The following is an 11,828-nucleotide window of genomic DNA, read 5'->3' as shown; positions in this document are numbered from 1 at the left end:
CGATCAGCGCTTCGAGAACTGGAAGCTGCGACGTGCCTTGGCGCGGCCGTACTTCTTGCGCTCCACCGTGCGGCTGTCGCGGGTCAGGAAACCCGCGGCCTTCACCGCACTGCGCAGGCTCGGCTCGAACTTCGACAGCGCCTGGCTGATGCCGTGCTTCACCGCGCCGGCCTGGCCGGACAGGCCGCCACCCTTCACGGTGGCGATCACGTCATACTGACCGTCGCGATCGGCGATGCCGAACGGCTGGTTGATGACGAGGCGCAGCGTCGGACGCGCGAAATAGATCTCCTGATCGCGGCCGTTGACCGTGATCTTGCCGGTGCCGGGCTTCAGCCAGACGCGCGCAACCGCATCCTTGCGGCGGCCGGTGGCATAGGAACGGCCCTGCGCGTCGACTTCCTTCTCGCGCAGCGGCGCGGCCGGCTGTGCGGGCTCGGCATTGATCGGCTGCTCGCCGGCATTGCCGTTGGTGGCCGGCGCCGCCGGGGCTGCCGGGGCGGAGGTGAGCGAAGCGAGGTCGGAAAGGGACTGGCGGTTGTCGGACATTACGCGCCCACCTTGTTCTTGCGGTTCATGGAGCCGACGTCGAGCGTCTCGGGGCTCTGGGCCGTGTGCGGATGATCGGTGCCGGAGAAGATGCGCAGGTTGCGCATCTGCTGGCGGCCGAGCGGGCCGCGCGGGATCATGCGCTCAACCGCCTTTTCCAGCACGCGCTCGGGGAAACGGCCGTCCAGCACCTTCTCGGCGGTGACGCCCTTGATGCCGCCCGGATAGCCGGTGTGCTTGTAGTAGACCTTCTTGGCGGCCTTGTTGCCCGTGAAGCGGACCTTGTCGGCGTTCACGATCACCACGTTGTCGCCGCAGTCGACGTGCGGGGTGAAGCTCGGCTTGTGCTTGCCACGAAGGATGTTCGCGACGATCGAGGCGAGGCGGCCGACGACCAGTCCGTCCGCGTCGATCAGCAGCCACTTCTTGTCCACCTCGGCCGGCTTGGCCGCCTTGGTGGTCTTCATCAGCGCCTTCATGGCAGCTTTGACCTTATTCTTGCGTTGAACGAGAACGCCGCCCGACGAACAGGCGGCGGATGGCGGCCAGATCATGCATTGCCGCTGAAAAGTCAAGGCAAACCGCCATGTTGCCGACGGGTATCTGATTACCTCAGGGTTCTGCTTTCTGTCGTTGCGATGACGCTGTCCCCCTGCGTCGTGGTCCGCCGCCGGCTCCGCGACACCACCAGTCCGCTCGACCGGTCGACGACAATGCGCTCTTCAGTGTCAACTTGGGCCTCAAGCGGCGTCGCCCCGCTGCTCGCCGTCAGCTCCAGCGTCACCGCGGCCTCGTCGATCCCCGTCACCACCATCGACCCGCCCGCCCGGTTTCCCGCCGCCTCGAACGCGATCGGCACCTCGGTGGACACGGTCCGTCCGCCCAGCGCCGCCAGCTCCCCCACGTCGCTTGCCAACCGCGCCGCCCGCTGGTCCGCCGGCACGGCAAGCAGGCCGTCCACCACCGCGGCGATGATACGCCGGTCGATCGGCGTCAGCGCCGGCCGCCCCTCCAGATCCGCCCGCAGCGCCATCTGCCCTTCGGTAAACGCCGCCCAATATTCTTCGGTGTTCTCCACCCCCACGACGCGCCCCTGCGCATCCAGCCGGATCCGCAGCGGCAGGTTGATCATCGGACGGGATCCGACCTCGAAACCCGTCCGCGCCGGTCCGGTCACATCGGAGTCGATGCCGGTCGCGCGCATCACGACTAGGTAACCGTCGCCGTCCCGCTCGAAGCGATACTCCCGCACCACCACGAACCGCCCCGGCTTGCCATCGGCAAGCTCGCGGATGACGACATTGTCCTCGATCACCGGCCGATCGAGCGGTGGGGCGAAGGGCAGCGTGACGATCTGCGCCACGGCTCCAGCCGTCGCTTGCGCAATCATGGACAGCGCGATCATGCCGCGCGCGGCCGCCCCAGAACATGCGCTGTCGCAATCGTCGATCCGAGCAGCAGAAGCGCCACGGCCTGGTGCGTTACGGCAACGTGCAAGGACACGCCTGTTATGAGAGTCGCGATCCCGAGCAGGATCTGAACGACAAGCAGTCCGGACATGATGCGCGGCCAACCGCGATTACCGCGCCTGGCCGTCCGCATGGCGAGCAGGCCGAGCGCCCCGGCGGCAGCGAACGCCCACCACCGATGGACGAACTGCACGGTGATCGGATTATCGACGAAATTACGCCATCCCGGTGAAATCCAGGTCGCACCGGCGGGATAGAGCGCATCACCCATCAGTGGCCAGCTCGAAAAGGCATAACCGGCATCCAGTCCCGCGACGAAGGCGCCCAGCATCATCTGGATGAACAGCATGATCACCGCGAACCATGCCACTCCTGTCATGCGCGACCGGCCGCGACGCAGGTCAAGCGCGGTCCAGATCAATCCGGAAAAGATGATAAAGGCGAGCACCAGGTGGACGGCCAGCCGCTGATGGCTGACCGACGTGCCGCTGAAAAGGCCTGACGTCACCATCCACCATCCGATTGCACCCTGAAGCCCTCCCAGGGCGAACAGCGCCAGGAGGCGGGGCTTGTAGCCCGCCGGGATCGCGCGGCGCACCCAGAACCAGATTAGGGGCAGCGCGAAGGCAAGGCCGATGATCCTGCCGATCAGGCGGTGCAGATATTCCCAGAAGTAGATGACCTTGAACTCGGCCAAGGTCATCGCGCTGTTGACGGTCTGATACTCGACGGTGCGTTGGTAGAGCGCGAACTCCCGCGCCCAGCTTTCCGCCGACAGCGGTGGAACAGCGCCGGAGACCGGTTGCCATTCCGTGATCGACAAGCCGGATTCGGTGAGGCGGGTAATTCCGCCAACGACCACCATGACAAAGACGATGGCGGCGACGAGAAGCAGCCAATTGGAGATGAGAAGCGGCCGAGCCAGGCCAGCTTCCGAAAGGCGATCCGACATGCGGCGCGCTATGCCATGGCCTCGATCGGGAGCCAAGCATATGAAGGCGGCAGCATGCCCAGGGTGCATCGGACATAGTGCGGGGAAGTAGCTAAAACTTCGAGCATGCTTTTCCAAATGACTCCCCCGGCCTACATGTCAGAAATGGCTAACCACGATCATGTTCAGATGGCAGGAGTTGAGCTCGCAAATGCTGCGCGCACGGTGATGCAAGGACGCGGAGAGCAGTGGACGAGCATGCGCGCGGCGGTGTTCGATTCTCTGGCCGCGTTCGATCGCCCGGCTTCAGCCTACGACATCGCCGAAGCACTTTCCGCGAAGGAAGGGCGGCGGATCGCGGCCAACAGCATCTATCGGATTCTCGACCTGTTCAGTTCGGCCAACCTGGTCCGCCGAGTCGAGAGCGCCAACGCCTACTTGGTCAATGATCATCCGGCATGCAGCCATGACTGCATTTTTCTGATCTGCGACGCATGCGGAGCAACGACCCACGTCGACGACGACCATTTGTCGGAGGCCCTGCGCGCAGCAGCGCGACAGTCAGGGTTTGAGCCAGTCCGCCCTGTCCTGGAGGTGCGGGGCCGATGCAGCTCTTGTTCCATCGAGCGACCGTAGTCTGATCGACACAATCCTTGTTGTGCGTTAAGCAGGGGCATGTCTCACGATTTTTCCACGCCGGTGCTCGACCGCGTGAACGTCCCCGCGGATCTGCGGGAATTGCCGATTGAGGACCTACGGCAGCTTGCCGATGAGTTGCGGCAGGAGATGATCTCCGCCGTCGGCGTCACGGGAGGGCATCTCGGCTCCGGTCTCGGCGTGGTCGAGTTGAGTGTCGCGATTCATCGCGTGTTTGACACGCCCCGGGATCGACTGATCTGGGACGTCGGGCACCAGTGCTATCCGCACAAGATCCTGACCGGTCGACGCGACCGAATCCGGACACTGCGCCAAGGTGGCGGCCTCAGCGGCTTCACCAAGCGCAGCGAAAGCGAGTATGACCCGTTCGGCGCGGCTCATAGTTCGACGTCCATTTCGGCAGCGCTGGGCTTCGCCACAGCCAACAAGTTGTCCGGCGCTCCGGGGAAGGCGATCGCGGTGATCGGAGATGGCGCTATGTCCGCGGGCATGGCCTATGAAGCGATGAACAACGCTGAGGCCGCCGGCAATCGCCTCGTGGTGATTCTGAACGACAATGACATGTCCATCGCGCCGCCTGTCGGGGGATTGTCGGCCTATCTGTCGCGGATCGTCTCGAGCCGCGAGTTCCTTGGTCTACGTGACATGCTGAGGAAGCTTGCGCGTCGTTTGCCGCGGCCACTTCATTCGGCGGCAAGGAAGACCGACGAGTTCGCCCGCGGCATGACGATGGGCGGGACCTTGTTCGAAGAGCTTGGCTTCTACTATGTCGGGCCAATCGACGGACATAACCTAGACCATCTCATCCCCGTTCTCGAGAATGTTCGAGACGCGGCGGAAGGGCCCTGCCTGATCCATGTTGTGACGAAGAAGGGCAAGGGCTATGCGCCAGCCGAAGCGGCAGCCGACAAGTACCACGGCGTGCAGAAGTTCGATGTGGTCTCGGGCGTGCAGGCAAAGGCGCCGCCCGGACCGCCGAGCTACACAAGCGTCTTCGCCGATGCTTTGCGCAGCGAGGGAGAGCGGGACGAGACGATTTGCGCGATCACTGCGGCAATGCCGTCAGGCACCGGACTCGATAAGTTCCAGTCAGCTTTCCCGGATCGCTTCTTCGATGTCGGCATTGCGGAGCAGCATGCCGTGACCTTTGCAGCCGGGCTGGCGGCACAAGGTATGCGGCCGTTCTGCGCGATCTACTCGACCTTTCTCCAGCGCGCCTACGACCAAGTCGTGCACGATGTCGCGATCCAGAACCTGCCGGTGCGTTTTGCGATTGACCGCGCCGGGCTGGTCGGCGCCGACGGCAGCACCCACGCAGGAAGCTTCGACGTAACCTATCTGGCTACCCTGCCAAATTTCGTCGTCATGGCGGCAGCGAATGAGGCCGAACTGGTCCACATGGTACATACCTGCGCCCTCCACGATACCGGACCGATCGCGGTTCGATACCCGCGCGGCAACGGCACGGGCATTGCGCTGCCGAGCGCGCCGGAGCGTCTGGAGATTGGTCGAGGTCGAGTGGTGCGCCAGGGCAAGACGGTCGCCATCCTCTCGCTTGGAACGCGGCTCGAGGAGGCGCTGAAGGCAGCCGATCGTCTGGAGGCGCAGGGGCTTTCGACTACGGTGGCCGACCTGAGGTTTGCAAAGCCGCTGGACGAGACACTGATCCGCCGGCTTCTGACAACCCACGAAGTCGCGGTCACCATTGAGGAGGGCTCCATTGGTGGCCTCGGCGCACATGTCCTGACGCTTGCCAGCGACGAGGGGTTGATTGATGCTGGATTGAAGTTGCGGACCTTGCGACTTCCGGATGTCTTCCAGGATCAGGACAAGCCCGAGAAGCAGTATGCGGACGCTGGGCTCGACGCGGATGCGATCGTCCGAACGGTGGAAACGGCCCTACGCAAGAACAGTGTTGGCGCATTTGAGGGTGCACGCGCCTGATTGGTAACGCCGGCTTGCCGGGTGTCAGCCGCGTCGAAGCGTGACGAAGTCGAAGCCGGCGTGGGGAGACCGTGCGACCTCCGCCCAGCCGTCGAAGGGTGGTAGGACTGTGTCCCCGGCTGGCGCGACGTGAACTTCAGTCAGCTCAATGCGGTCTGCATAGGGCAAGGCAAGCTGAAAGATCTCCGCTCCGCCAATGATGGAGATGGTTCCTGAACCCGCCATGCTCATGGCGTCCTCAAGGGATGGGGCGACTTCAGCCCCCTCAGCAAACCAGGTGGCGTTCCGGGTAATGACAATGTGTCGCCGGCCCGGAAGCAGTCCCGGCAAGCTGTCGAATGTCTTGCGACCCATGATCATGGGCGTTCCCACCGTGAGTGCCTTGAAATGCCTGAGATCCTCCGGAATGTGCCAGGGAAGGTCGCCATCCCGACCGATGACGCCGTTGGACGCACGAGCGACGATCAAGACGATCTCGCGCTTCATACCGCGACGGGCGCTTTGATCGAGGGATGAGGCTCATACCCAGTGACTTCGAAGTCATTGAGCCGATAATCATCGATGCTATCCGGCCGGCGAAGGATCTTTAGCTGGGGAAGAGCGCGGGGCTCACGTCCCAGTTGCTCCTGAACCTGATCAAGGTGGTTCAGGTAGATATGGCAATCCCCCCCGACCCAAATCAGGTCCCCGGGACTAAGGTCAGCCTGCTGGGCGAGCATGTGGGTTAAAAGCGCGTAGCTTGCGATGTTGAACGGTACGCCAAGGAACATGTCTGCAGAGCGTTGATAGATCTGAAGACTAAGCCGATTGTTCGCGACATAAGTCTGGAACATCATGTGACACGGGGCGAGTGCCATGGCATGAAGATCTCCAGGATTCCACGCGCTGACGATCTGGCGCCTGGAATAAGGATCCTTGCGAATAAGCGAGACGAGTTCAGCCACCTGATCATGGTTGCGACCTTTAGACCCGGCCCAGGATCGCCATTGCTTGCCGTAAACCGGTCCAAGATTACCGTCGCTATCGGCCCACTCGTCCCAGATCGTCACCCGGTTCTCGTGCAACCAGGCAACGTTGGTTTCGCCCCGGAGAAACCAAAGAAGCTCGATGATGATCGAACGCAGATGCACGCGTTTGGTGGTGACCAAAGGGAAGCCGGTGGAGAGATCGAAGCGCAGCCGCTCTCCGAACAGAGACAGCGTCCCGACGCCGGTCCGATCTTCCCGCTTATCACCTTCGTTCAGGATACGCTGGAGCAGGTCTAGATAAGATCGCATCGTTCCTCGCTCTGCCTCAGCCGCGCATTGTTGTTCGCCGACGGCTTATCCGGTTCGGATTGGACACACGCCGTTTTGGAGTCGTCTTGACGCGACTGATTTTCATAGCGGCCTCATCTTGGCGACATGAGCGACTTGAGCGGCCATCCAATCGAGCAAGTCGATCTCGCTACCAAAATCCTTCGCGAGATCCTGCCGCGATCGGAGGTGGAATGCGTCGCGGTGGCCCACATGGATCACGCATATAAATTGCTTTCTCTCCGGGTCCACCACGGTTCTAACGCAAGGCATGTGCCGCTCCCTGCGTCTGCTATCCTGAAAGATGCGCTCAGGATCGGCAGCCGTCGGCTGCTGATCGCGCACAATCATCCTGCCGGCTGCGAAAGGCCGAGCACTACGGACCTTCGGACGACTCGCGATCTCGCCCGGTTGACGCGACAAGCAGACATCAGGTTGATCGACCATCTCGTCTTCTCGCAGGAGGCTTGCACGAGCTTTCGAGCGCTGAACCTGATCTGACGGATCTTAGCCGTTGGCCGCCATTCGGCAGCCGACAATGCTGTCAGGCTCAGGCCGCGGCCCCCGGGCCTCAAAGACTGCGAAGTAGCCACCTGCATTCGGCATCGGGCGAAGAGCCGTCTGAGCATAGCCGACAGCAGCGAATTCGCAGGCGAGGAGAGCGGGGGGCGTCCCATGCTGAGCGGTCGGTCGGTTTGCATCGACCACGATGACCTGGCCGCCAGATCTGAGGGCAGGGCGAAGATGCCATAGAAACGCGTAAGGCTCTTCGATCTCGTGGTACATGTGAACCAGAAGGACGCGATCGAAGCTTGCGGGCGGCAGGCCCGGATCATCGGGTGCCCCCAATTTGACGCTGACATTATCGAGCCGCTCGCGGTTAACACGTTCCGCCAGGGCGTCGCGAACCTCCGGAACGACGTCTTGCGCGAGCACGCGACCGTCCGGCCCGACACGCTGGGCAAGGCGTATGGTGTAATAACCTTCCCCGGCGCCGATGTCGGCGACAGTCATACCGGGAGAAATACCCGCTCTGTTCATCACCTCGTCCGCTTCGTTGAGGCGATCGCGCGATTCCTCATCCGACCAGCGGCTCGAGATGATCGATGCCACCGGGCGGTCGGCAGGAGGGAAGGGTCCGACCTTCGTCGCAGCCGTGTCCTGTGCGGTAGATGGCGCCTGGCACCCGGCCAGTTGGAACGCCAAGGCCAGGCAGGCAGCGAGCCTAATCGACATCATCGACATCGACCCGCTCACCCGTCACACGCTGCGAGAGGGCGGCGGACATGAAGCGATCCAAATCTCCGTCAAGGACATCGCTCGGGCTGGTCGACGTAACGCCGGTCCGAAGGTCCTTCACAAGCTGGTAAGGCTGAAGAACATAGGACCTGATCTGATGGCCCCATCCGATGTCGGTCTTGTTGGCTGCCGTCGCATTGGCTTCCTGCTCGCGGCGCTGCAACTCTGCTTCGTAAAGGCGAGCACGAAGCTGGTTCATGGCCTCAGCCCGGTTCTTATGCTGGGAACGCTGGTTCTGGCATTGAACCACGATCCCGGTCGGCATGTGAGTAATACGAACGGCCGAGTCGGTGGTGTTGATGTGCTGTCCTCCCGCGCCTGAGGCACGATAGGTGTCGATCCGCAGATCGCTGTCGACGATCTCGATGTCGATGTTTTCGTCAACGACCGGGTACACCCAGACGCTGGCAAAACTCGTATGCCGTCGAGCCGCCGAGTCATAAGGGCTGATGCGAACAAGCCGGTGAACGCCGCTTTCGGTCTTGGCATAGCCATAGGCGTTCTCCCCCTTCAGGAGGAGAGTGGCTGACTTAAGCCCCGCCTGTTCACCGGAATGGCTGTCGATGATCTCCACCTTCATTCCGCGCCGCTCGGCCCAGCGCGTGTACATGCGGCTGAGCATGCCAGCCCAATCCTGGCTCTCCGTGCCGCCGGCGCCCGCATTAACCTCGACATAGGTGTCGTTCGCATCGGCCTCACCGGCCAGAAGCGCCGTCACCTTGTCCGTTTCCGATCGCTCGGCAAGCGCTTGGAGTGCGGCCACGCCGTCCAGCGCCAAGGCCTCGTCGCCCTCGGCTTCCGCCATGTCGATCAATTCGGCGGTGTCCGCTAGTTCGGACTCGATCGCGCGGGTCGCGCCAATCGCGTCATCAAGGCGCCGCCGTTCGCGCATGACCTCCTGCGCGGCTTTCGGATCGTTCCAGAGATCGCTGTCCTCCACCCGCGCATTGAGCTCTTCGAGGCGCTTCAATGCACGATCCCAGTCGAGGAAGCCGCGCAGCAGACTTAGATTCTTGTTGATCTGGTCGGCGTAGGCTTGCGCTTCAGCGCGCATGGACATCTCCGGACAAGCTCCGCCGGCGTGAGCGGATGCTGAATGCTCGAGGTCCTTAGGCGCCGAACGCTTCGCTTGGCAAGGAAGCGCTGGATCGGTGCCAGCAGGACAGGTGGCTCAGTAGATGCCGCCTTGGCGGTCCAGGAAGTCAGCATCGCCACGACGCTGCCGGATGGCGGCGGGAGCGGTCGCGGCCGGCGCTACGATCTCCTCGCGCCGGATCGATCTACGAGGCTCGCTCTCGGGCTTGAAAGCTTCCCAGATGATGGACGCACGCGGATCGTCCGTCGGCCAACCGCCATAGACCCGCCGGCCGGATCGCCGATCGATGCGCACCATCCGGATACCGGCCGGCGCCCGGAACGGAACCACAGGCATATTCTCGAACGCACCGCGCGCGAACTGCTTGAAGATCGGGGCGGCAATCGTGCCACCCTGTGCCGCGCCGCCAAGCGAACGCGGCGTGTCGTAGCCGATGTAAAGACCCGCCACGATGTCGGGAGAGCCGCCGACGAACCAGACGTTGGTTGGACCGGACGAAGTGCCCGTCTTCCCGAACAGGGGCCGGCCAAGGTCCCGCAAAGTGGTCGCGGTGCCTCGCTGGACCACTCCTTCCAGGATGTGGACGACTTGATAAGCAGTCATCGCATCCATGACCTGTCGGCCAGGAAGGGGCGGGCGCGGCATGGCGCGGCCGTCCCAATCGGGCGCGTTGCACCGGTCGCATGGGCGAGCATCGGCGCGGTAGATCGCTTTGCCGTGACGGTCCTGCACTGAGTCAACAAGGGTCGGCCTCGTTTGTCGGCCAAGGTTCACCAGTGTTGAATAGGCGTTCGTAAGCTTAAGAACGGTGGTGTCGCCCGCCCCCAGCGCAACGGACAGATAGGGTGAGTAGTCACCGATGCCGACGCGGCTGATGGTGCGAACGACGTTCTGCATGCCGGTTTGCGACGCGGCTCGGACCGTCATCAGGTTGCGGGACTGTTCAACCCCCCAGCGCATCGTCTGCGGTCCCGCGCCCCGCGCGTTACCGAAGTTCCGGAAGCACTTGTTGCCCAGCGCTGCCGATTGATAAACGCAGAATGGCCCGTCCACGATGATCGACGCGGGCGTCATGCCATGATCCAGGGCCGCGGCGTAGACGAACGGTTTGATGGTGGAGCCGGGCTGCCGCATCGCCTGGGTGGCGTTGTTGAAGCTCCGCAGGCGCTGGTCAAATCCTCCCTGAACCGCCATCACCCGCCCACTATGCGGATCCTGCACGACCATTCCGCCCGAAACCTGAGGAACGTTGCGTAAGGTCCAAGCGCTTCCTTCGCGCTTCACGGGGATGACATCGCCCGGCTCAAGAGCTGAAAATGCAGTCCCGCCTTCGCGCCGTGGGAGCGATGCATTGGCAGCAATCAATTGCGACGTGTTGCCGTCCGCGAACCCGATCGAGGCCGAGGAGCCGCTCTTTTCCAAGACGACGGCCGCGCGCCAGTCGTCGTAGCCAAGGGTTCCAAGACCCGCAGCGCGCAATCGGGCGGCCCAACCCTCCCCGGGATCCAGCGTCGCGACGGCGCCGTGCCAGCCGCGACCCCGGTCGAACCGCATCAGCCCGTCGCGGAGCGCATCTGCGGCGAGATCCTGCAACCGGGGATCGAAGGATGTCCGCACCCAGAGGCCGCCGGCATAAAGGCTGTTGGGTCCGTCCTCAGCGTTCTCGCCGTACCGGCCGAGCAATTGGCGACGAACCTCTTCGAGGAAATAGCCGCCGTTCGGCTGGGTGGCGAAGCGGTTGCCAGGATTGGGGACGATGCCGAGCGGTTCGGCACGCGCCGCGGCCACGGCAGCCTGCGAGGCCAAGCCGTTCTCGGCCATCTGGCCCAAGACCCAGTTGCGTCGCGCGATGGCCCGGTCGGGGTTCCGCTCCGCACTGTAGTTGCCGGAAGGCGCCTTTGGCAGGATCGCCAGATAGGCCATCTGCGCCAGCGAGAGCTGAGCGACGTCCTTATCAAAATAGGCTCGCGCGGCAGCCTGAACGCCATAGGCATTTCGACCGAGGAATATCTGGTTGAGGTAGAGCTCGAGGATCTGCTCCTTGGTGAGCGCATCCTCCATCCGGTACGCGAGGATCGCCTCCCGCACCTTCCGAACGTAGCTGACCTCGTTGGTCAGGAGGAGGTTGCGGGCGACCTGCTGCGTGATCGTGGATGCCCCGACCGGCCGATCGTCGCTCCGCAGGTTGTTGATGATGGCCGCGGCAATGCCGGGATAGTCGAGCCCGCCATGAGTGAAGAAGGTGCGATCCTCGGCAGCCAGGAATGCATTGATGAGGGGGCGGGGGTATTCGGCGAAGCTGAGCTCCACCCGTCGTTCCCGTGCGAAATCGCGGATGGGAGTGCCGTCGATCGAGCGGATGGTGGTCGGCAAAGCGGGTTCATAGGCGCGCAGGCTCTCCACGGAGGGAAGGTCGCGTGCGAAGACGTAAAGGATCGTGCCGTAAGCGGCCGCGGCGAGTGCAAGCAGCACGACCAGCACCTTGGTCCACCGGCTTGCCCAGATGCTCGCAAGCCTTGCGCCGATGTCGCTGCCACCCATGCGACGCAGAGTGAGACGGCGTTGGCCCGATCCTTCGTTATCCATGG

At 63.3% G+C, this 11,828-nt stretch carries 12 protein-coding genes; 3 read left to right on the top strand and 9 right to left on the bottom strand.

Features of this window, described 5'->3' with window-relative positions; all coding sequences use genetic code 11:
• Positions 1-3 precede the first annotated feature (3 nt).
• The 4 genes from rpsI to GGR88_RS07175 all read right to left on the bottom strand — a co-directional run bounded on the left by rpsI (position 4) and on the right by GGR88_RS07175 (position 3,087).
• Positions 4-549 carry a 30S ribosomal protein S9 gene (rpsI, locus tag GGR88_RS07190; protein WP_167953868.1) on the bottom strand — a complete coding sequence of 182 codons (546 nt, stop codon included), beginning with the start codon at positions 547-549 and terminating at the stop codon, positions 4-6.
• Positions 549-1,028 carry a 50S ribosomal protein L13 gene (gene rplM, locus GGR88_RS07185; RefSeq protein ID WP_167953867.1) on the bottom strand — a complete coding sequence of 160 codons (480 nt, stop codon included), beginning with the start codon at positions 1,026-1,028 and terminating at the stop codon, positions 549-551. The genes rpsI and rplM overlap by 1 nt, the downstream gene beginning before the upstream one ends.
• A 128-nt stretch (positions 1,029-1,156) precedes the next feature.
• The gene (locus GGR88_RS07180; protein ID WP_167953866.1) at positions 1,157-1,954 is read right to left on the bottom strand and encodes a hypothetical protein; all 798 of its coding nucleotides are present in this window, start codon (positions 1,952-1,954) and stop codon (positions 1,157-1,159) included.
• Positions 1,951-3,087, bottom strand: a complete 1,137-nt coding sequence (locus GGR88_RS07175) for a COX15/CtaA family protein (RefSeq protein WP_342449744.1) — start codon at positions 3,085-3,087, stop codon at positions 1,951-1,953. The genes GGR88_RS07180 and GGR88_RS07175 overlap by 4 nt, the downstream gene beginning before the upstream one ends.
• Positions 3,088-3,114: 27 nt before the next feature.
• Between GGR88_RS07175 and GGR88_RS07170 the strand changes: the two genes are divergently transcribed.
• Together GGR88_RS07170 and dxs are read left to right on the top strand one after the other, a co-directional pair.
• Complete coding sequence (locus GGR88_RS07170) at positions 3,115-3,585, top strand: Fur family transcriptional regulator (RefSeq protein ID WP_167953865.1); 471 nt, start codon at positions 3,115-3,117, stop codon at positions 3,583-3,585.
• Between the two features lie 39 nt (positions 3,586-3,624).
• A complete protein-coding gene (dxs, locus tag GGR88_RS07165) occupies positions 3,625-5,550 on the top strand; it encodes a 1-deoxy-D-xylulose-5-phosphate synthase (RefSeq protein WP_167953864.1) in 1,926 nt (641 codons plus the stop codon).
• 24 nt (positions 5,551-5,574) lie between these two features.
• Here dxs and GGR88_RS07160 read toward each other — a convergent pair whose 3' ends face one another.
• Complete coding sequence (locus GGR88_RS07160; RefSeq protein ID WP_167953863.1) at positions 5,575-6,036, bottom strand: dihydrofolate reductase; 462 nt, start codon at positions 6,034-6,036, stop codon at positions 5,575-5,577.
• Complete coding sequence (locus tag GGR88_RS07155) at positions 6,033-6,827, bottom strand: thymidylate synthase (RefSeq protein ID WP_167953862.1); 795 nt, start codon at positions 6,825-6,827, stop codon at positions 6,033-6,035. The genes GGR88_RS07160 and GGR88_RS07155 overlap by 4 nt, the downstream gene beginning before the upstream one ends.
• 126 nt (positions 6,828-6,953) lie before the next feature.
• Here GGR88_RS07155 and GGR88_RS07150 point away from each other — a divergent pair, with 126 nt between their 5' ends.
• The gene (locus GGR88_RS07150) at positions 6,954-7,346 is read left to right on the top strand and encodes a JAB domain-containing protein (protein WP_167953861.1); all 393 of its coding nucleotides are present in this window, start codon (positions 6,954-6,956) and stop codon (positions 7,344-7,346) included.
• A 6-nt stretch (positions 7,347-7,352) separates the two neighbouring features.
• On the opposite strand, the gene GGR88_RS07145 is transcribed toward GGR88_RS07150, so the two are convergent.
• The 3 genes from GGR88_RS07145 to GGR88_RS07135 form a co-directional block, all read right to left on the bottom strand.
• Positions 7,353-8,084, bottom strand: a complete 732-nt coding sequence (locus GGR88_RS07145) for a class I SAM-dependent methyltransferase (protein ID WP_167954416.1) — start codon at positions 8,082-8,084, stop codon at positions 7,353-7,355.
• Positions 8,071-9,198, bottom strand: a complete 1,128-nt coding sequence (gene prfB / locus GGR88_RS07140) for a peptide chain release factor 2 (protein WP_167953860.1) — start codon at positions 9,196-9,198, stop codon at positions 8,071-8,073. Before prfB ends, GGR88_RS07145 begins: the two co-directional genes overlap by 14 nt.
• Before the next feature lie 117 nt (positions 9,199-9,315).
• On the bottom strand, positions 9,316-11,826 hold the full coding sequence (locus tag GGR88_RS07135; protein ID WP_167953859.1) for a penicillin-binding protein 1A: 2,511 nt from the start codon (positions 11,824-11,826) through the stop codon (positions 9,316-9,318).
• Between the last annotated feature and the right edge of the window lie 2 nt (positions 11,827-11,828).

It is taken from the genome of Sphingomonas jejuensis (assembly GCF_011927695.1).
Classification (GTDB): domain Bacteria; phylum Pseudomonadota; class Alphaproteobacteria; order Sphingomonadales; family Sphingomonadaceae; genus Sphingomonas_K; species Sphingomonas_K jejuensis.
This window is presented reverse-complemented; position numbering and strand designations above follow the sequence as displayed.